Source organism: Pseudoalteromonas sp. SWN166 (assembly GCF_015864485.1).
GTDB lineage: Bacteria > Pseudomonadota > Gammaproteobacteria > Enterobacterales > Alteromonadaceae > Pseudoalteromonas.
In genome coordinates this window covers 202,099-222,804 of sequence record NZ_JADYXB010000003.1, presented here as the reverse complement: position 1 = coordinate 222,804, position 20,706 = coordinate 202,099, and the positions used below count along the sequence as shown (strand labels likewise).

The window sequence follows — 20,706 nt, the reverse complement described above, 5'->3', positions numbered from 1 at the left end:
AGTTACTCTTGAATTACCTGTGGCTCATTACCTTCTTGCTCAGCTAGCTTTTCGCGCTCAGCTTTTGACACATAACCAGGTTTGTTGCTTTTGTGTAGTTTAGCGTTAGTGCGTTTATCTTTCTTTTGAAATTTAGTGACGATTTTTTTACGACGATTCACAATTAAATGCCCTGTTAATTTTAAGTCGCGCATTATACAGTCATCCTCATAAAAGCTGCTATATAAATATTTACCTTAAGTAATCTGCGCGTTTGGCGTAAAGAGCTATAAGTAAGTAACTCATAGCGTTATAATTCCCCACTCTTAGTTATTAATTAAATGGGAATTGTTTTGAAAAAGTTAGCTTTAGCCAGTATTGCTTTATTTGCGTTTGGTGCTCATGCGCAGTTAAATAAAAATATTGATAGCGTTGCCGATTACGCAGTAGATACCTACCAAAATGCTCAAATACACACTCTTACCAATTTAGTTGCCTTTCCTACGGTTAATAAAGCGAATATAAAAACGCCACAAAACCAAGATTTTATTGGCTTTAAAGCCCTGTTAAAAATGAAAGCCGCAGAGCTTGGTTTTGACTACCAAGATTTAGGGTACACCGTATTAATTGGTATGGGCGAGCAAAGCGAAAAAGTAACGGTAGTAACGCATGGCGATGTGCAACCTGCAAATGCTAGCAAATGGAAACAAAGCCCGTTTATTATTGATACGTCTGAGCCTGGTAAATTAGTTGGTCGTGGTACAGAGGACGATAAAGGCGCAATAGCAACCGCGCTTTACGCCATGAAAGCAATTAAAGATAAAGGCATAACGCTTAATAATCGTATTGAGTTAATGATTTATCTGGCTGAGGAGTCTGATTGGGGCCCGCTTACTCAATTTATGAAAACGTATGAACAACCAAAATATGCAGTAACGATTGATGCATCATACCCTGTAGTGGTTGCCGAGAAAGGCTGGAGCTTAATTGCTCCTACCTTTAAAGCAACATCACCACAAACGGGTGTGTATGTAAAGGATGTAACTGGCGGTGCGTTTAGAAGCCAAATTCCAGAAGACGCCAGCTTAGTACTTCACAATGCAGACGCTGCACTTATTAATGCATTAAAAGCAAAAGCCAAAACATTAAATAAAGTTGAGTTTAACTTTAGTGAAAAAAGTAATGGTTTAGCAATAAGCGTTAAAGGTATGTCGGCGCATTCATCAGAGCCAGAGTCGGGTATAAATGCGATTGCCTATTTAGCTGAGTTATTTAAAGGCGTAGAGCTTGAAAATAACAGTGACGGCGAGCTAATCGACTTTGTGAATCAGTTAATTGGTTTAGATATTCATGGTAAACAGTTTGGCGAAATAGCTTACAAGCACGACTTTATGGGACCGATGACAGTGGCCCCAACCGTTGTTGAGCGCGATGGTAATGCGCTAACACTTGCTGTAAATGCACGTCGCCCTATGGGTAAAGACGAAGCGGTATTACAAAAGCAAATTGATGATGCACTCGCTAATTGGCAGGCTGCTAATAACGTAACCCTTGCTAATATAGAGACGATTATTGGCACACCGATGCTACTTGATGGCGCGCCACATGCGCAAAAGCTGCTTGATATTTTCAAGCATTTTACGGGCGACGAAAAAGCTGATTTTGTATCAATTGGTGGTGGCACTAATGCAAAGCTGTTTGATAACGCAGTGTCGTTTGGTCCTTCAATGCCAGGTAAACGCTACACGGGTCACTCAGAGCATGAATTTATGACCATTGAGCAACTAGAGCTAAATTTGCGCATGTACACAGCGATGATGATAGAGCTAGGTAATATGTAGTTTAAGCGTACTTAGATTCAATTAGGTTTAATAATAGGTGTTGAATACTAATCAGCACCTATTTCCTCAAAATTTACCTCAGGCAAGTTTTCAAAGCTTGGTTTGGCAAATAAATACCCTTGCATAAGCTCAACACCTGCGTTTTTAAGCCATATATACTCTTCTACGGTTTCAATCCCTTCAGCCAATGGGGTTATGTTTAAATCGCGAAACATATTTAAGCAATGAGTCACTATTAATTGACGCTTTTTATCGTTGTTTATATCGCGTATGAGGGCCATATCAAGCTTAATAATATCCGTTTGAAAGTCAGCCAGTAGATTTAAACCAGAATAACCTGCGCCAAAGTCGTCAGTCGCGGTTTTAAATCCAAGAGACTGATAGTAATCAACAACGCGTTTAATATGTGCGGTGTCTTCTATTTTTTCTACTTCGGTAAATTCAAACATAATATTTTGTATAGGGAAGTTATACTTTTTTGCAGCTTCTAGTGTGGTGCGTATACATCGCTCAGGTTTATAAATAGCATTAGGTAAAAAGTTAATGCTTAGCATTGATGTTATGCCCAGCTTTGCGGCTAATTGAATGGCTTTAATGCGACAAAGCTGATCAAACGCATAGCGGTTGTCTGCATTTACTTTTGAAATAATTGAATAAGCAGACTCGCCATTTAAACCCCTAACTAGTGCCTCATAGCCATAAATAAGGTTAGTTTTACAGTTTATAATGGGTTGAAAAGCCATTGAAAAATCAAATTCGAGTTCGTTAGTATCAGCGCAGTTGTTACATGTCACTTTTTCGAAATCTTTTGATTTTTCGCTCATTTAGCTCATCCTTTAATGTTTATTTGTTTAAGGTTAGTTGAAATTAGAGCCTAACACAAACAGATTAAAGTATTGGATTTTATGTATTGAAGCATGATAAATAACTATATTTTTAGGTGGGGAGTAATGACTAATGTCATGCTATTTAATGACATTTAGCAGCTGTGCACGATGCTTATTAAAACAATAATAGTGGCATACATTATTTGGAGAATAAAAATGAGCAGCACAATTACATTAGGCAAAAAAATTAAAACATATCTACTTATTTTAACTTTGCTCACCGTTATAAATTTACTGACTTCACCTAGTTATATGTGGGTAGTATGGCCTGCGCTTGGGATGGGAATTGGGCTAGTAGTAAATACTTTGAGTTGGAATAAACCTAAAAACACTTCTTCATAATAAGCAAGCCAAGTAATTACTTACTTGGCTTTTTTAGTAAGGGGCTATCTACATAGTTAAATCTACATAGTTAAATCTAAATAGTTAAAATGCTGATTGAAGTTCTGCATCCAGAGATATTTCGGTATTTAAGAGTTTTGATATAGGGCAGTTCTTTTTGGTTTGCTCACATAGAGCCTGAAACTGCTCGTTTTGAATATCATCAATACGCGCTTTTACCTCAAGGGCAATATGCGTTACCGAAAAACCGTCATCTACTTCGTCAAGACTTACAGTCGCTTTAGTATCAATTTTATCTGCGCTAAAGCCAGCATCACCTAATGCAAGTGAAAGCGCCATACTAAAACATGCACTGTGCGCTGCACCTACTAGTTCTTCAGGGTTTGAGCCTGCTTCATCTTCAAAGCGGGTATTAAAACCATAAGGTTGTTTATTAAGCGCGCCACTTTGTGTTGATATGCTACCTTTGCCTGTTTTAATGTCGCCAGACCATGTTGAGCTTGCCGTTTTTTTAATCGTCATCATCTTCTCCTTGCTTGAATGTAAGCTTTTCAGATTAGATAAGCGTTATTTACAAAAAAAGCTTAAATAAAGACTGAAAAAGCACTAATTACAGATGATGTTGCAAAATAGACGCCAGTTAATTGCGATTACTGTTTATTGCGCCTGCAGCGCTCTGAACAATAAATAACGTTATCCCAGTCGCGCAGCCATTTTTTACGCCACGCGAAAGGTTTATTACAAATAGGGCATATTTTTTTAGGCAAGTTTAGTTTTTTGTGCGCCATACTTCCTTAGCCTTACTGTTAGTGTAGTTTTTATTTTTCGCTTGGCTCGTTTTTGGTGTAATTGCTACGTGTTTTCTAAGAATTTTCCCTATGGCGCGTTTAACGTCAGCTCGCTCACGGTATTGCCATAAGCGCTCGCGTGCTTCTTTTGAAGCCGCAGTTAAATCAAGCATGGGTTCAGGGTAATCCTCCCCTAGTTTAAAGTCGTTAAATAGCGCTTCCATCGGAGTTTGCTCCCACGGCTGATGTAAGTATTCAATAGGGAGTTTTTCAAGCTCGGGGCACCACTTTTTAATAAAGGAGCCTGTTGGGTCTTGATCTTCCGACTGCTTAATTGGGTTGTAGTGCCTAATGGTGTTAATGCCTGTTACCGAGGCTTGCATTTGAATTTGCGGGTAGTGAATCCCTGGTTCAAAATCTAAAAAGTAATTAGCTAAAGGAAAACTCGCTTGCTGCCAGCTTATATTTAAATGATGCGTTACAAAGCTTACAAGCATGGCGCGCATTCTAAAGTTTATGTAGCCGGTGGCTTTTAAGCAGCGCATGCAAGCGTCAATAATGGGAACACCTGTTTGACCTTGTGCCCAACGCTCAATATCGGTTTTTACGTTTTTGTCATCACGATACGGAAATACATGATAACCCGAATTAAGGGCTAAAAACTCCATAGAGCATTCACTTTCAAACTTTTGTATAAAGTGGCAATGCCAATGCAAACGCGATACAAACGCTGCAAGCGGGCGCTTCCAACCTCTATTATCAGGGTGTTTTGAATGATATTCATCAATGGCCATTTGATACACTTGCCTAAGGCTAATGTTCCCCCATGCTAAATACGGCGAAAGTCGAGAGCAGTGTGTTTGGCTTAAACTTGGGCTTGATATTCCTTTTTGATAACCTTTGCCACGCTCAGCAAAAAAACTCTGCATTACAGTGCGTGCTTGCAAAGAACCGCCTTGCTGAAAGCTGTCGTGATTTTGCGTGTAGGTAGTTGGTAGCGCTGGTACTTGGTAGTTATTGAGGGTAATTGTTTTTATGTTTTTCCAATTAGGAACAGCAATAGGTGCTTGCATTGTTTGCTGCCAGCGTTCGTTCCAATTATCGCGATTTTTTTTGCCTCGAATAACCGCGCCTGTTTGTGATTCTTGCCAGTTTATGTGGTTATGCTGGCACCATGCTTTTATTGTTTTATCGCGCTCAAAGGTGTTACTTAAGCCAATTTCTTGATGGCTAAAAATGTCCACTATTTCAAACTGAGTTTTTAACGACTCAAGTAAATCACTCATAGCTAAATTAAAGATATAAACGCGTGCATTAAAACGCGCTAGCTGATTATTTAATTCAACTATTGATTGATATACAAATCGCCAATGCCTTTCATTGTAGTGTGCATCTTCGATCAATAATGGCTCAAAATTGTAAAGTAGTAGGGTAGGTAAACCATTACTAAATGCACTTTTTAGAGGTTGATGATCACTAAGACGTAAATCGCGCTTAAACCAGACTATGTTTATTTTTTCATGCATATTTTAAAAATGGCTGCTGCTTTAAAATGTTGTACGTAATAAACTTATTTTAAGATTTGCAGCGTAACTTTTAATAAAGGAAAAATATGTTTTTAGATTTAACCGAAAATACCAACCAAAATGTTTACTCTTACTTAGTAGGCGGTATAAGCCCTCGAGCTATCGCGTGGATAAGCACATTAAATAGTGAAGGTATAGCAAACATCGCCCCTTATTCATTTTTTACTGTTGCTAGCTGCAAGCCACCTGTTTTAAGTGTTACGCAAGTAAACCCTAACGATAAATCAAATAAAGACACCCTCAGTAACTTACTAGCAACTAAAGAGTGTGTGGTTAATATTGTAAGTGAAGAACTAGTTGAAAAAATGAATCAAAGTTGTGCAAATTATCCAAGCGATGTAAGTGAGTTTGATGCTGCAAATATCGCCCAAGCTCCAAGTCAATTAGTGAACGCGCCAAGTGTTGCCGATTCAAAAGTGCGGTTTGAATGTAAGTTACGAGAGGTTATTAGCATTTCCAATGAGCCTGGCGGCGGAAAAATGATGTTGTTGGATGTAGTCGGTATTTGTATAAACGATGGCGTAATGAGTAATGGCTATATCGACCCTGACTTATTAAACGCAGTGGGCAAAATGGGCGGCGATTACTTTAGTACAACCAAAGATAAGTTTTTGCTTAAAAGGCCGCAGTTGTAATCTTAATGGTGATTCTTCCTTAGTTTGTGCACATTGTTTACACTTTTACTTGTTAACTTTATTTTATTAAACGTTAAAGTAAAGGTTCAAGCATTGAAAACACTTCTTAAAATAAAAGCCGCTAATGTAACTAAGTTATTTGCATTAAGTTCACTTTGTATCGCTTTAAGCGCATGTAACAGCGATTCAACAAGCACAACGACTGAAGGCGAAACAGTCAGTAATACAGCTCCAGCAGTTGATGCCGGTATTGATCAAACCGTTAATGCGGGTGATACCGTTTATTTAAGTTCAACGGTTGAAGATGACGGTGAAGTATCGGTTAGTTGGTCACAAACATCAGGCACTACCGTTAGTTTATCTTCAAGTACAGCAACGTCTACAGAGTTTGTTGCACCTGAGGTGTTAACTGATGAAGCGCTCGTGTTTGAAATCAGTGCAGATGACGGTACTAACGATGTTGTTATAGATACAGTTATAGTTAATGTTATTGCTTCATCAGACTCAGATACTGGCACTATTGATAATAGTGCCAAACTTACCAGCTGGTTAATTAACAACGATACAACCTCTACTTATATACAAAACAATGGTGCAGTGGTTGAGGACGTGCAATCGGTTGAGGTTGTTACTGTTGCACAAGACGATGCCGATGTTGAATACATGTATGTGCAAACAACTGACATTCCTAAATATGACGTAACGCTTACACAAGACCAAGTAGATTCACTTAATAATCGTCCACGTGCAGCGACTGACTTTTATAACGGTGTAACTTCAGCAGAAGTTGGGCAAACAATTTCGTTTGGTGAAGATATTGGCTATAACAGCAGTACTGAAAATTGTGATGACACAGGCGGTGCCGGTTATTGGCCTCCAGGGCCAGGTTGCCCGACAGAACAAACAGTTGAGGCGTACTTTCCCATAACACCTAACGACTTATCGGATACCGAAACCTGCGAAACGGGTTTAGGTACAGTGGGCTTAATGGTTAATGGCACCAGTATATTTAACTGGGGCGATGGCATGAGTTACGGTAATAATATTTGGTATACATTAGCGCCCATTGCTGAGCAATACGATGTTGATGTATGTGGTGGTCACGCTGCTAACGGTGAATATCATCACCATTTTTACACGAGCTGTTTAGCTGATTTACTTGAAGATGATGGCGATGCACATTCACCTATTTATGGGTTTGCAGCTGATGGCTATCCGCTTTACGGTCCTTATGAAAGTAACGGTCAACTTGCATTAAGCGGCTGGGAAATGCGTGATTATGGCGCATCAGAAAGTGAAGGTGGCTGTGGCACTGAGGGTGAGCGAAGCTGTACCTTAGTAAATCAATACGATGTTAGCCAAGGTACGCAAATAAGTGATGCAGGTCCTGCTATTGGCGCAGAAGTAACGACGCTTTCTGGTAATACACTAAACGCTGATAACGGTTATTATTTTGAAGATTTTTATTATGCACAAAAAACAGTTACTGGTGCACAACTAGATGAGCATAACGGGCACGATACTAACGATGGCAAGGGTTATCATTACCATATAACACTAACGTTAGACAGCGATGGTAAATTACAGCCTTCTTTCCCTTATCAAATAGGGCCGCGCTTTAAAGGCCAATTAGCCGATAATTCAATTGGTCGCTGTGACACTGGCGAAACAATGGGTCCACCACCGGGAATGTAAGGAGTCACTATGCGTTATTTTAAATACGCACTGATCCTTACTACTGCTGCGCTATTGAGCTTTAAGCTTTTTGCGCAGCAGGAAATAATGGATCATAACCATATGCTTATCGCAGTGCCAAGCGATGCGCCAACTCCGGCATTAAGTCTTAAGTTATTAAAAGATAGTATGTCGGGTTACAACTTGATGTTGGATACGCTGCGTTATGATTTATCAGTACCCCCCGAGGGCGAGATGAACATGCAGCAAATGATGAGCGTTACTACAAACGATGACACGGGCTTTTTACAAGGTCACGCTCATTTATATATAAATGGGATTAAAATACAGCGAATTTACGGACATGCATTGCATTTACCAGCTAACTTATTTAAAAGTGCTATAAATACCGTATCGGTTACTTTAAATAATCATGGTCATATGTATTGGACCGCTCAGGGCAAGAAAATAGTTGCTACATTGTATGTTAACGATCAAACCAAAGAGTTTATAACATACCGATTTGAAAGCTTTCCTAGCAAGGTTGAAAACACACACTAATGAAAATTCATAATAAACTTTTTTTAATACTATTTAGTTTTACCTTTAGTGTTATTGCTGGGCTAGTGGTACTTATACAATGGAGTATTGGTCAAGGCGTGATTGATTTTGTTAATGCAAAAGAAATAAAAGCGCTTGAACCACTTGTTGTGCAACTATCTAAACAATACGAGAAAACACCGTCGTGGAAGCGTGTTGTTGGTGACGGTGAAAATTTTAGAGTACTTATTGAATCTCAATTAGAAAATAGCCAGTTTTTGCCTAGGGCACAAGAAGGTCCTGGTCCGCGTGGGCGAATGATGCGACGACCGCCGCCAGATCATATTCGTTTAGGGGATGGTCGCCGCCTACCACCTGAAAATATTGCTCACTATGCTTTGCTTGACGAAAATAAACAACTAGTAGTGGGTAGATACCTCAGCGACCTGAACTATATAACAACCGAAATTACAGTGGGCGATAAAATAGTGGGTTACTTAGCGGTTTCCAAAAGAGATAGCTTGGTTGATGGCTATGAGCTTGATTTTTTACAACAGCAAACTAACTATTTATGGTTTATTGCATTAGCTGCGGTACTGCTTACGTTACTTGTTACCTTTTTATTATCTCGCCACTTAGTTAGCCCTGTAAAGCAAATTGCAAATGGTATGCATCGCTTAACACAAGGGAATTACGAGACCAAACTTACGCTTGAGCGAAAAGACGAATTAGGCCAATTAAGCGAAGATTTTAATACGCTTGCATTTACACTCGCTAAAGACGAGCAAGTACGTAAACGCTGGCTTGCTAATATTTCTCATGAGCTTAGGACGCCAATGAGCATTTTACTCGGTGAACTTGAAGCTATGCTACTTGGCATACGCGAACCGAATACAAAAAATATAAGTTCGGCTAACGATGAAGCTTTGCATTTAAAACGCTTAATAGACGACTTACATATGCTCAACAGCGCAGAGTTAGGGGGAATGCACTACACTATGCAACCTACTGACATGGCGTTACTATTAAGCACTGTAGAGCAAAAGTATCAGGCTATACTTGAACAACATAATATAAAAATTTATCTACTAAATAGCGCTAAACATATAACTGTACAAGCAGATAAAACGCGCCTTTTACAGCTACTCGATAATATTTTAATGAACGCGGTACATTATGCTCAATGCACAACTATTTCATTAACGGCTAGTAATATAAGCATTAAAGGGCAAACCTACTTAGAGCTTATAATTGAAGATAATGGCGTAGGTGTAGATCAGTCGCATTTATCGCATTTGTTTGAGTATTTATATCGAGTAGATAGCTCGCGTAATCGTCAAGAGGGCGGTTCAGGCTTAGGTTTGTCTATTTGTCAGCATATAGTTAAAGGACACAAAGGTGAAATAGCCGCTGAAAAAGCCAGTTTAGGCGGCCTTGCTATTATTATTAGGCTACCAACTATTTAGCTTTAGTTGATTCACAAAAAATACGTAACTTGAACTTTGTTTGATATGGTATTTTTATCCTAATTTTGGATTACTAATAACAGAGAACTCTATGAGCGAACAAATACTGATTGTAGAAGATGAAGTAAAGCTAGCTAACTTAATGAGTGACTTTTTAAGTAGCCATCATTTTGTTACTCATCAAATACATCACGGAAATGAAGTATTACCTTGGCTTGAAATTAACAGGCCGAGCGTAATTTTGCTCGACATAATGCTACCAGGTCAAAGTGGTATTGAATTGTGTAAAGCAATCAGGCGCTTTTCAAATGTGCCTATTATTATGGTATCGGCAAAAGTAGAAGAAATAGATAGATTACTTGGGCTTGAATTAGGCGCAGATGATTATATTTGTAAGCCGTTTAGTTATGCTGAGCTGGTGGCGCGAGTTAAAGCTATTTTGAGGCGCCTCAATAGCGAAGAGCCAAAAGCAACGGTTATGCAACTTGATGAAAGCACCTACACTGTAAAATTTAAAACCAGTTGTATTGAGCTTACTAACTTTGAGTTTCAGTTATTTAAACCTTTGTTTAATAACCCTAACCGTATTTATTCGCGCGATAGCTTAATGGATACAATGTACGCCGATCAGCGTATTGTAAGCCACCGTACTATTGATAGCCATATTAAAAAGTTGCGTAAAAAACTAGATGAAGTGACACAAACTGAAAGTGTTATTCAGTCTGTTTATGGCGTTGGCTACCGATTTGTGTATCCGTAGTAAGGGGGCTTTAGTAAGCTATGACGATGATCTACTCATCGTCGTCAGCATTTTTAATTCGTTCTAAACGATCAAACTCTTCGTATTCTGCCGCCTGAATTTCATCAAGAATAGAATCTACATCAGCAAGTTCGTCGCTGTCTTCAAATTCACCAGTAAGCGTTGAATTAGGCGTTAAATTTGCCTCTTCAAATAATGCCCACATTTCTTTAGCGTATTGAGTTTTTAGTATGCTTGGCGCAAATTCGCCATAATAGCGACGGATGTTATTTACATCGCGTGCAAACATAGCTTGTGCACTGTTATTTGCAGAAGCGTTAACTGCTTGCGGTAAATCTATAATTACAGGGCCGTTATTATCTACAAGTACATTAAATTCAGATAAGTCACCGTGTATTATACCTGCGCAAAGCATAAGCTTAATGTAATGCATCATGAGTTTATGTTGCTCAATAGCTTGCTCTTCGCTAAAAACTACATGCCCAAGTTGAGGAGCTACATTACCGTCCTCGTCCGACACGAGTTCCATAAGCAGCACGCCATCAATACAAAAGTAAGTATCAGGAACACGTACACCTACGCCAGCTAAACGAGATAAAGCATCTACTTCAGCATTTTGCCAAATTTCTTCTTCTAATTGACGGCCATAGCTAGAACGTTTACCCATGGCACGCGCTTGGCGACCGCCACGTACTTTCCGGCCTTCTTGGTATTGTGCTGCTTTTTTAAAGCTACGCTTAACCGCATCTTTATAAACCTTTGCGCAGCGAATGTGTTCACCACAACGCACAATAAATACATCGGCTTCTTTACCGCTCATTAGTCGGCTTATAACTTCGTCAATAAGGCCATCATCAACAAGGGGTTGTAGGCGTTTAGGTATTTTCACAGATTGCCTGCTAAATAGGGTTGGTTATTAATCATTATTTATGAAAGTGCTCTGTATTTGTTTGTTTAATTGGCTCAAGCAGTATATCAGCTTTGAGAATTAAGGGCAGTAACGCAACTGCTTGAGAGTTATTAATTGTATTTTTTATTAGCTTATATATTGATTGCAAACCAATCAACCGGAACTTTTTTGAATCATCAGTTTTATTAAAAATAATTTATTACTTCCTTATTATTTGCACATTGTTTGCATTTTTAAAGGGTAATATTAATTTAATTCTTAAATACGAGGTTATTACTATGAAGCATTTTTCAACTCTTGCCACAGTGGCAATATTATCTATTGCTTTTTCAGCTAATGTAGCTGCTCGAGGCGGTGACAATCCTCCTGAAAAACCTGACTTTTCAAGTATTGATGCTGATGGTAATGGCGTAATTAGCTTTGAAGAATTTAATGCTAAAAAACCGCCACACGGCGATGCACAAACAATTTTTGATTCTATAGATGCTGATGGCAATGGCGAAATTAGTGAGCAAGAGCTAAGTGAACATAAACCACCTCGTCGTGAACGTTGAAAGGATACTAAAATGATTAACAATATCAGTAGTTCAGCAAGCTATATGCCACAGCAAAATAGCCAAGCTGCAAAACTAACAACAGAGCAAAGCGACTTTGTTAAAGAAACGCTTGCAGAGTTTGATGCAGAAAACTTAACTAGCGACGATGCGCAAAGTATTCAAGCTGCGTTTAAAGAGCAAGGTATTGCACCAACAAAAGAGCTTGCTGATTTAATGGGCGAACTTGAGTTTGATGCTAAAAGTATTGGTGATGCAGGACGTGTAGAAGGTCAAAGACCGCCGCCACCGCCACAAAACTCATTAGAATCAGTAGATACAGACGAAGTAGTGAGCTACTTAGATGAGCTATTAACTGAGTATTCAAGTCAGTTGTCTGATGAAGATAAAGAATCGATTCTTGCATCAGTGCAAGAGAAGTTTGGTTTAAGTGAAGGCGATTCACTGCTAAATGTAACTGCTTAGGTGTTATAGCTTAGAGTAAGCTGATTGTTACTCATAAGTCTTAAGTCCAAAGCCCAACGGTTAATTCTGTTGGGCTTTTTTTATTGGCTTAATTTAAACGTGTTTCTATTTTGCTGGTGCCATCTTCTTCGGTAAATTTAAATACAAAGTCTTTTTTACCATCTTGGTTTATATCAACTAATAGAATATCTTTATTATTTTTAGGTAGTGTTAATTTTAATTTTTTACGTTTTTTATTGAGGAGTGAATCTTGCTCTCCGTAATAAATATACAGTGTTTTTTTACTGTATTTGTAAACCGCGTCAATATAGCTGTCGCCGTTAATATCGCCAAAATAGAGCGCTGGGTCGGAGTCATCGCCGTTCATTCCCACTTCCATTTCTAAATCAAGTTCGATACTCGATTCATTGGCAAATGAACCATCAGGCTGCTGCTTATAAAGGTTCATCTCTACATCTACATCAGTACTGCCGCCGCCCAATGCCATAGAAGCGATAGTACCTAAGCCAATATCTAAATCCATTTTTTGTAAATCGATTAAGCCATCGTTATTAAAATCAGTTTTGAGCAATAATTCACTGGGGCCTTGTGTTTCAAATAAGGGAATGGGCGAATTACTAAAGCCTTTAGCACTTCCTAGGTACAAAGTATGTGCTATTTTTATATCTAACGAATCCATACCTTGCGTTGGCTTAAACTGTCTGGTTGTAAAATCTAGAAATCCGTCATTATTAATATCAATAATTTGCTTTATTTTGCGAGTCTCGCCATTACTTAACTCGCCTAATTCGATGTTAAAATCAATCGAGGTAAGCTTTTGAGCAAAGCCTTCTGAAGTACCAAGCAAAACATCGGCTCCAAAGTCATTTGAAAAAACCAAATCGTTTACGCCGTCGTGGTTAAAATCAATAACGACCGGTTTATTGTTAATATTAACTTCTAGCGAAAGCCCTTTTCTTGAAAAACTACCTTCGTACAAAGGGGTTTGCTTAAATTTGTTAGGTTTAAAGCTCCCATCTTTGCTTTGAATATATAAAGTGCTGCTTGCTAAATCAGGGATGAAAATATCGCTTAGGCCATCATTATTTGCATCGAAAACAAAGTCTATTTTTTCAAGTTTATCTATTTTTAATTGGTTTAGAACCGATTCATAATTAAACAGTAGTGTTGGTTCACCTGTTTGTGCTTTGTATACGCCATCACTCGTTAATATGAGCGCTTGTTTATCGGCTACATTAGCAAGTGTAGCCACATCAAACCCGATGGCACTTTTTGGTAAAGTAAGTTCGCTACTTAGTGATGTGAGTAAATTGATGGCTTCTAGTTGTTTTGATTCTTTATTATATGCAAATAAAATCTCTGAATCGGTTGATACTAATTCATCAGTTGTTTTTATTGTCATTGTTTGAGCTATAACGCTCATGGGGGTAAGTAAAGTGATGAGTGAATAGAAAAGTGGTTTTATCATGCAAATTCCTTTTTTATATTTAGTTATATAATCACGTTTTTATTATTCACTTATTAAAATAACGTAGCGCATAACTTGTTATGTTCAGTGCTGGCTATTGTGCTAATTAGCGTAAGTTTAAACGTAATATACTTATGTAAGTTGGATTATATTTAGCCTACGCTAATTACTATGTACTGGGTGTAAGTAATTGTAAGATTATGTTTAGTTAATTTGAAAGCCAGCACGCGAGCTTATAAATTGAAACTCTGCTGCTTTTTATTCGGGGAATTGTTAATACCAATCTGCTTATATATGGGGTCTATTTAACGTTAAGAAAATTACGCTAGAACTAGGCAAAAGTTTTTGTATCTAGTTGTTCTAAATTAAAAATTTTTAACGACGTTATAGTGCAATTTAATCCGTTAAATTGATCAAATATTTATGCAGGTTGGTATAATTACACAGCTTGTTTTGCCCATGCAGATAAGCGTCTACAAAATCTACTTCCATTGGTTTTGAAAAGTAATAACCCTGAAGGTGAGATACACCAATATCAGTGAGTGTATTTGCTTGCTCAATGGTTTCGACGCCTTCGGCAACAACCATAAAGTCTAAAGATGAGGCCATTTGTACAATTGCATGAATAATACTTAATCCTCTTTTATCCATATTCTGAATAAAGCTTCTATCTATTTTTACTATATCTACACCAATATCAAGCATGCTTGAGAGTGATGAGTAACCAGTACCAAAATCATCAATTGAAATACAAAAACCTTGTTTTTGTAGCGCTTTAACAGCTGTTAAAAATGTGAGTTTATCCTCGGCAAATACTGATTCAGTAATCTCTATATGTAGATTTTTAGGCTCTATTTGGTGGGTATTTACTATTTTTAATACCTTAGTTACAAAATCAGGATCTTGTAGTTGAATAACCGATACGTTCACGCTTATAGCAATTTGGGGTTGTAAATGGCTAAACTTTTTAGCTTGAATACAGGCTTGATCGATTACCCAAAGGCCCAGTTCGGTAATTAAACCGTATTGCTCAGCAATAGTAATAAACTCATCAGGAAAAATGTTTTCACCGTCTAGTTGCCAGCGTAAAAGTGATTCAAACGAGGTTACTTTTGATGTTTTGCTATCAACAATGGGTTGAAATACTAGCCTTAAACCGTTTTCTTCTAAGGCACTGGCTAAACGTTGGCTTAAAAGATATTCCCTTTCTTGTTTTAATTTGAGCGAATCGCTATAAATATTTATATTACCTTTAGCCATGCGTTTTTGGTGATACATTGCGGTATCAGCTGAGCGAATTAAGGTATTTAAATCATCTCCGTGCTCAGGATACATAGCAATTCCAATTGTGGCAGATACCCATTTTTGATATTTATATGTTTTACGTTCGGCGCCAATACTCTGAAGTACTTTATTAGCAAACTCGAAAAGCTCAGCTTTGGTTTGATACGTTGCTAAAATTAAAAACTCATCCCCGCCCCAGCGGCATTTATAAAGCTGTTGGTTGCATACATTGCTAATTCTCAGGGCTATTTCTTTTAATACTTTATCGCCTACTTTATGGCCTAGCGAATCGTTTATTTGTTTAAACCCATCTAAATCTACAAATAATAAAGCAAAGGGATCTTTAGGATTATCTGTGATTTGTTTGTTTGCATTTTTTAAAAATGCGGTCCGGTTTAATAAATTAGTGAGTGGGTCGGTATTGGACAAGCGATAGATCTCTTCAGTACGTTGCTCAACCTTGTTTTCCATTTCATTAAGCAGTTCTCTATTTTGGTTTTTGAGCTGAATTGCGCTATGTGTAAATGTGGCTGATTTGTATGATGAAGCAATCATAATAAATGCAAAAGTTAAGCCTAATAGCCCTAATATGTGCTGGTAATGATCGCTTGAAAGCATTAACAGAAAAGAGTAGGGAGCTAATAAAGTAAAGCTATATAAAACAGCAGTAAAACGGCTACCAGATAGTATGTTGGCAGAGCCACCAGCAAGCGCTGATAAAATAGCTATGGTAGTGGTAACTTCTATAGTAGATGATGTGCTATGAAACCAAAGAGCATAACCACACCAAGACATTGCTGTTAGTACGCAACCAATAGAAAAACGGCTTAGGTAAGAGCTTGTATTATAAGGTTTATTGGACTTTTGAGTTTTCAAGAAAAGCCCTACATCAATAGTGCGCAAAGTAAGCACACTCATTATTATGCCAAACCATACTATTTTATCGTGGTTGATATTCTCGTTACTTATATCAAAAGCAAATACTAAAGCAACGCTTACCAATACAGAAACGGCAATTCCGGCAACCGCATTCGAGTATAAAATTTTGAGCGCTTCTTTTCGCTCATCAGTACTTAAATTATTATATGGCACTAATTAATACCTTTTTCAAAAACAACACCTAGGAAATTAAGTAAACCATTTAGAAAATTACATCACTGGTAATACAAAGAGCTTAACGAACTTTTACACAACTAAATAAATATAGTCTATGAGTGAAATAAAAAAAGTTTAAAAAGTAAAAAGGCTCAAAATAAATATTTATTTTGAGCCTTAAAATTATTAAGCAGGTTAAAGTGTTAGCGACTTTAATTGCTGTTTTATAAAGTTAACCTTCGAAATCACTGTCGTTATGGCGCTCTGCCATTTGCTCTTCCTCGGGTCCCCATGTGCGATTTACACGACGGCCGCGCTTTACAGCAGGGCGATCAGCAACTTGTTTTGCCCAACGTAAAACATGAGTGTATGAGGCAACATCTAAAAACTCTGCAGCATCATATAAGTCACCTAAAACTAACGATCCGTACCACGGCCAAATTGCGATATCGGCAATTGAGTATTCATCGCCCGCCATGTATTCATTTTCGCTTAAATGGCGATTTAACACATCAAGCTGACGCTTTGTTTCCATGGTAAAACGGTCAATAGGGTATTGCATTTTACTTGGTGCGTAGCTATAAAAATGGCCAAATCCACCACCTAAGTATGGCGCTGAGCCCATTTGCCAAAATAACCAGTTACGACACTCTGTTTTAGCTTTTAAATCTTTAGGGATGAGCACATCAAATTTTTCAGCCAAATACTGTAAAATAGAACCTGATTCAAAGATGCGAGTAGGCGGTGTGGTTGAATGATCCATTAACGCTGGAATTTTTGAATTAGGATTAATATCTACAAAGTCAGATCCAAACTGATCGCCATCACCAATGTTTATTAAATATGCGTCGTAATCTGCGTCAGTGCAACCAAGCTGTAAAAGCTCTTCAAACATGATTGTAGCTTTTTGGCCATTAGGTGTAGCAAGAGAGTAAAGCTGAAATGCGTGCTCACCAATAGGTAGAGTTTTGTCATGAGTCGCGCCTGCAATTGGGCGGTTAATACTGGCAAATTTACCGCCACTTTCGCTTTCCCACGTCCATACTTTTGCTGGCGTGTATTCGTTTTGATCACTCATAAATAACCTCTGTTAGATAAAATACATATATAATAAATGTGGCCATTAAAAATTAATTAAAGGCAATGCTAAGCATTTAATTTACCGACCTTTTAATTTATCGGCTTTTGCTAATCTATAACCTAAAAAGAACCCGCTTAAAGCTCCAAATAAATGGCTTTCAAACGATACATGATAGCGCTGGGGTAAAACACCCCATATAAAACCGCTATAAAGTATAGCCACTACAACAGCAATTATAATTGATTTTAATGAGCGTCTGACTAAGCCGTAGCATAGAATAAAGCCCCATAAACCATATATAACACCGCTTAAACCAACATGTATGTTACTGCGCCCAAATGCCCAAACTAACAGTCCACCAACTAGAGCGGTAAAAATAAATACGTTATAAAAACGTTTTACGCTGTACTGACAAATTAGCCAACTTAACACCACAAATGGGATCATATTACTGGCAAAGTGCCACCAGCTACCATGTAAAAATGGCGCACATAATATACCAATTAACCCTTGAATACTGCGTGGATATATACCTAAACCATTTAGGTTTATACCAGGTAGGCTATTGATCACTTGTAGTACAAAGCAAATAGTAACAACACTAAAAATTGCAAAACGTGTGCTGGTTAGTAATGACTGTGTGGTTGGCTTGGTTGCCATATAATCGCCCTAATTGACTTTAAGAGTTGCCAGTATAGGAATTGTATTTACTAATGAAAAGCAATTAAAAAAGCACAGCGCAAAAACGCTGTGCTTTCTTACTAATTAATCCCAATTAACCTAACTTAGTTAATAGTTTTTTAGCTGCTAGTTCAGAGCTTGCTGGGTTTTGACCGGTAATAACTAAACCATCTACTAGTGCTAATACACCCCAATCGTCAGTTTTTTGATAGTCACCACCTTTTTTAATTAGCTCGTCTTCCACTAAAAATGGCACGATATCGGTAAGTTGTACTGCAGCTTCTTCAGAGTTAGTAAAGCCAGTTACTTTTTTACCGGCTACTAGCGCATTGCCATCGGCATCTTTAACATTCAAAAACGCTGCACTTGCATGACATACCGCTGCAACAGGTTTTTGCTCTTTTACAAAGCTTTCGATAAGTGAAATTGAATCGATGTTATCAACCAAATCCCATAATGGACCGTGACCGCCTGGATAAAATACCGCGTCAAAATCGCCAGATTTTACTTCGCTCAACACTTTAGTATTTGCCATTAGTGTTTGTGCTGCGCTATCTGCGTCGTAACGTTTAGTTGCATCTGTTTGAAAATCAGAAAGTGTACTTGTTGGGTCAATCGGTGGTTGACCGCCAGCTGGAGACGCTAATGTTACTTCAACACCTGCATCAACAAATGCATAATAAGGGGCTGCAAATTCTTCTACCCAAAAACCTGTTTTTTCGCCAGTGTTACCAAGTTCTGCGTGAGATGTAAGAACCATAAGTATTTTTTTAGACATAGAATATATTCCTTCTGATGATTTAAATTAGTAAGTCTTGCTTACCAATTACTATATGCACTAACAGCGGTTTAAACAACGATGATAAATTCAACTTTATTGGTTTAATAATTGATACAATAGAAAGGTTGAATTTAAAATATGCTACGGAGCGTTTATGAAGGTGTCGTTTGAGCAGTTAAAAAGTATGGTGGTATTTGCCCAAATAGTAGAGCAGGGCAGTTTAACTGCTGCCGCTAAACAGCTAGGACTTACGCGAGCCGTAGCCAGTTATCATTTAAAAAAGTTAGAAACTCAGCTTGAAGTTACTTTACTAAATCGCTCAACCCGTACCATGGCGCTGACTGAAGCGGGTATTGCTTACTATGAGCGTTGTAGAATAATTACCGAACAAGCTAATGCCGCTAATCAACAAATAGAAAATATAAAAAGTGAGCCGCAAGGGTTACTTAAGATTAGTTGCCCCGTAAATGTGGGAATGCAGCTAATTGTGCCCGCAATAAATACGTTTAAGCGCCAATACCCTAAAATTCAAATAGACTTACAACTTACTGACGATGTGGTTGATATTATTAAAAATGGGTTTGATTTTGCAATTAGAGGCGTGGCACTTAGCGACTCTAATTTACAAGCAACTAAACTTACAACAATGAGCACCTGTATTTGTGGTGCGCCGGATTACTTTACCCATTTTGGCAAACCTAAAACGCCTTTAGAATTAGCAGAGCATCAGTGGGTGGTTTATCAATTAGGAAGCAAAACGTTAACGCTTTCAAAAGATGGCAAAAAATACGATGTTACAATGCAAGGCGGTTTAAGCACCAATAATGCCGCTGCACGTACTGCATTTGTAGAAGCGGGGCATGGCATTGGGCGTATTCCGCTTTATGATGCATGGCCAAAGGTACAAGCTGGGCTGCTTGAAATTATATTAGATGATTATAAAAGTAAAGATATTGAGCTTTACGGGGTATTTCCCCCAGGGGCTGCGGGTTCTAAAAAGCTACGATTGTTTATTGATTACTTAAAAGCATATTTTGTAAAACAGCATACCGCCTTAGGTATGCTGAAAAGTTTTTAATAATATAATGCTTTTATAAAGTTCGATTAAATAATACCACCGCTTGCTGGTACATATTAATGGCAAGGGCTGCATCGTATCGCTCGCCTTCATCGCGCATAAAAGCATGTTGCGCGTTAACTTCTTGCCATTGGTAATTTATCCCCGTGGCAACAGCTTGTTGATAAATTTTAGTACGACTTTCTTGCGGTACGTGCGGGTCTTGTTTACCCCATATAAAGTGAATTTCGCCTTGTATATCAGCCATGCGCTCAAATGAGTTATTGCCAGTTTTTGCTGGTAATGTATTGCTGTGAATGTCAGTAGCGTATAAACAAAGTGCTGCTTTAACTTCAGGGTTTAGTGCTGCTCTATAAGCTAAATGCCCACCAATACATACGCCCATTGCGCCTACTGTACCTGTGCAATAGCTTTGTTGTTTTATAAAGTCGATCATGGCTTGCGTGTCGCTATCATGATGCTCAAGTGGCTTTGCCCACTTATCGGCATTGCCTTTATCTTTACCTGCATCATCGTAAGCAAGCACAGTACCTATAGGATTTAACTCGTGAAACACTTCAGGCACTAATACTACAAAGCCATGGCTTGCTAAAATAGCTGCGCTGCGTGCGATTGGGGCGGTTTGCTGAAAAATCTCAGAATAAAAAATAACAGCAGGAAATTGCCCTTGCACTTGGGGGCGGTAAACAGTGGTTCGCATTAAACCTGTAGGTGTTGGCAAGTCTGCATTATGTTGTTGAATTATCATAAAAGCGCTCAGTTAAACAAAAATATATAATTGATATGGTAACTGAGCGCGATAAAATAAACG

22 protein-coding genes are annotated in these 20,706 nt (G+C 38.2%); 10 read left to right on the top strand and 12 right to left on the bottom strand.

Annotated elements, in window-relative coordinates; all coding sequences use genetic code 11:
• Positions 1 to 2 precede the first annotated feature (2 nt).
• Complete coding sequence (locus tag I6F49_RS03360) at positions 3 to 194, bottom strand: DUF2986 domain-containing protein (RefSeq protein ID WP_197178405.1); 192 nt, start codon at positions 192 to 194, stop codon at positions 3 to 5.
• 138 nt (positions 195 to 332) lie between these two features.
• On the opposite strand from I6F49_RS03360, the gene I6F49_RS03355 reads away from it, so the two are divergent.
• Positions 333 to 1,820: a dipeptidase gene (locus tag I6F49_RS03355; RefSeq protein ID WP_197178403.1), complete on the top strand. Its 1,488-nt coding sequence runs from the start codon at positions 333 to 335 to the stop codon at positions 1,818 to 1,820.
• 47 nt (positions 1,821 to 1,867) lie between these two features.
• Here the strand turns inward: I6F49_RS03355 and I6F49_RS03350 are convergent, their stop codons facing one another.
• A complete protein-coding gene (locus I6F49_RS03350; RefSeq protein ID WP_197178401.1) occupies positions 1,868 to 2,644 on the bottom strand; it encodes an EAL domain-containing protein in 777 nt (258 codons plus the stop codon).
• Between the two features lie 171 nt (positions 2,645 to 2,815).
• Between I6F49_RS03350 and I6F49_RS03345 the strand changes: the two genes are divergently transcribed.
• Complete coding sequence (locus tag I6F49_RS03345; protein WP_331461439.1) at positions 2,816 to 3,049, top strand: 2TM domain-containing protein; 234 nt, start codon at positions 2,816 to 2,818, stop codon at positions 3,047 to 3,049.
• 84 nt (positions 3,050 to 3,133) lie between these two features.
• Here the strand turns inward: I6F49_RS03345 and I6F49_RS03340 are convergent, their stop codons facing one another.
• The 3 genes from I6F49_RS03340 to I6F49_RS03330 all read right to left on the bottom strand — a co-directional run bounded on the left by I6F49_RS03340 (position 3,134) and on the right by I6F49_RS03330 (position 5,363).
• On the bottom strand, positions 3,134 to 3,571 hold the full coding sequence (locus tag I6F49_RS03340) for an OsmC family protein (RefSeq protein WP_197178419.1): 438 nt from the start codon (positions 3,569 to 3,571) through the stop codon (positions 3,134 to 3,136).
• 128 nt (positions 3,572 to 3,699) lie between these two features.
• Positions 3,700 to 3,837 (bottom strand): DUF2256 domain-containing protein, encoded by a 138-nt coding sequence (locus I6F49_RS03335; protein ID WP_197178397.1) that lies wholly within the window; start codon positions 3,835 to 3,837, stop codon positions 3,700 to 3,702.
• Entirely contained in the window at positions 3,819 to 5,363 is a 1,545-nt protein-coding gene (locus tag I6F49_RS03330) for a cryptochrome/deoxyribodipyrimidine photo-lyase family protein (protein ID WP_197178395.1), read from the bottom strand. The genes I6F49_RS03335 and I6F49_RS03330 overlap by 19 nt, the downstream gene beginning before the upstream one ends.
• A gap of 86 nt (positions 5,364 to 5,449) precedes the next feature.
• Here I6F49_RS03330 and I6F49_RS03325 point away from each other — a divergent pair, with 86 nt between their 5' ends.
• From I6F49_RS03325 to I6F49_RS03305, 5 genes are all read left to right on the top strand, one after another.
• Positions 5,450 to 6,058, top strand: coding sequence for a flavin reductase family protein (locus tag I6F49_RS03325; protein WP_197178393.1), 609 nt, complete (start codon positions 5,450 to 5,452; stop codon positions 6,056 to 6,058).
• 33 nt (positions 6,059 to 6,091) lie between these two features.
• Entirely contained in the window at positions 6,092 to 7,753 is a 1,662-nt protein-coding gene (locus I6F49_RS03320; protein ID WP_197178391.1) for a YHYH protein, read from the top strand.
• 9 nt (positions 7,754 to 7,762) lie between these two features.
• Positions 7,763 to 8,293, top strand: coding sequence for a hypothetical protein (locus I6F49_RS03315; RefSeq protein ID WP_197178389.1), 531 nt, complete (start codon positions 7,763 to 7,765; stop codon positions 8,291 to 8,293).
• Positions 8,293 to 9,738 (top strand): ATP-binding protein, encoded by a 1,446-nt coding sequence (locus I6F49_RS03310; RefSeq protein ID WP_197178387.1) that lies wholly within the window; start codon positions 8,293 to 8,295, stop codon positions 9,736 to 9,738. Before I6F49_RS03315 ends, I6F49_RS03310 begins: the two co-directional genes overlap by 1 nt.
• A 91-nt stretch (positions 9,739 to 9,829) precedes the next feature.
• A complete protein-coding gene (locus I6F49_RS03305) occupies positions 9,830 to 10,498 on the top strand; it encodes a response regulator (protein ID WP_197178384.1) in 669 nt (222 codons plus the stop codon).
• Positions 10,499 to 10,529: 31 nt separating this feature from the next.
• Here I6F49_RS03305 and I6F49_RS03300 read toward each other — a convergent pair whose 3' ends face one another.
• Entirely contained in the window at positions 10,530 to 11,387 is an 858-nt protein-coding gene (locus I6F49_RS03300) for a PA4780 family RIO1-like protein kinase (protein WP_007376869.1), read from the bottom strand.
• Positions 11,388 to 11,686: 299 nt separating this feature from the next.
• Here I6F49_RS03300 and I6F49_RS03295 point away from each other — a divergent pair, with 299 nt between their 5' ends.
• Complete coding sequence (locus I6F49_RS03295) at positions 11,687 to 11,962, top strand: EF-hand domain-containing protein (RefSeq protein ID WP_197178382.1); 276 nt, start codon at positions 11,687 to 11,689, stop codon at positions 11,960 to 11,962.
• A gap of 12 nt (positions 11,963 to 11,974) precedes the next feature.
• Positions 11,975 to 12,427, top strand: coding sequence for a hypothetical protein (locus tag I6F49_RS03290; protein WP_197178380.1), 453 nt, complete (start codon positions 11,975 to 11,977; stop codon positions 12,425 to 12,427).
• Positions 12,428 to 12,515: 88 nt separating this feature from the next.
• On the opposite strand, the gene I6F49_RS03285 is transcribed toward I6F49_RS03290, so the two are convergent.
• The 5 genes from I6F49_RS03285 to I6F49_RS03265 all read right to left on the bottom strand — a co-directional run bounded on the left by I6F49_RS03285 (position 12,516) and on the right by I6F49_RS03265 (position 18,814).
• Entirely contained in the window at positions 12,516 to 13,895 is a 1,380-nt protein-coding gene (locus I6F49_RS03285; protein WP_197178378.1) for an FG-GAP repeat domain-containing protein, read from the bottom strand.
• Positions 13,896 to 14,291: 396 nt separating this feature from the next.
• Positions 14,292 to 16,271, bottom strand: coding sequence for a putative bifunctional diguanylate cyclase/phosphodiesterase (locus I6F49_RS03280; protein WP_197178376.1), 1,980 nt, complete (start codon positions 16,269 to 16,271; stop codon positions 14,292 to 14,294).
• A gap of 235 nt (positions 16,272 to 16,506) precedes the next feature.
• Positions 16,507 to 17,352 (bottom strand): glutathione-dependent disulfide-bond oxidoreductase, encoded by an 846-nt coding sequence (gene yghU, locus I6F49_RS03275; RefSeq protein ID WP_197178374.1) that lies wholly within the window; start codon positions 17,350 to 17,352, stop codon positions 16,507 to 16,509.
• Between the two features lie 81 nt (positions 17,353 to 17,433).
• Positions 17,434 to 18,015: a rhomboid family intramembrane serine protease gene (locus I6F49_RS03270; protein WP_166419960.1), complete on the bottom strand. Its 582-nt coding sequence runs from the start codon at positions 18,013 to 18,015 to the stop codon at positions 17,434 to 17,436.
• A gap of 115 nt (positions 18,016 to 18,130) precedes the next feature.
• On the bottom strand, positions 18,131 to 18,814 hold the full coding sequence (locus tag I6F49_RS03265) for a type 1 glutamine amidotransferase domain-containing protein (RefSeq protein ID WP_197178372.1): 684 nt from the start codon (positions 18,812 to 18,814) through the stop codon (positions 18,131 to 18,133).
• 157 nt (positions 18,815 to 18,971) lie between these two features.
• Here I6F49_RS03265 and I6F49_RS03260 point away from each other — a divergent pair, with 157 nt between their 5' ends.
• A complete protein-coding gene (locus tag I6F49_RS03260) occupies positions 18,972 to 19,895 on the top strand; it encodes a LysR family transcriptional regulator (RefSeq protein ID WP_197178370.1) in 924 nt (307 codons plus the stop codon).
• A gap of 13 nt (positions 19,896 to 19,908) precedes the next feature.
• Here the strand turns inward: I6F49_RS03260 and I6F49_RS03255 are convergent, their stop codons facing one another.
• Positions 19,909 to 20,643: a dienelactone hydrolase family protein gene (locus tag I6F49_RS03255; RefSeq protein WP_197178368.1), complete on the bottom strand. Its 735-nt coding sequence runs from the start codon at positions 20,641 to 20,643 to the stop codon at positions 19,909 to 19,911.
• Between the last annotated feature and the right edge of the window lie 63 nt (positions 20,644 to 20,706).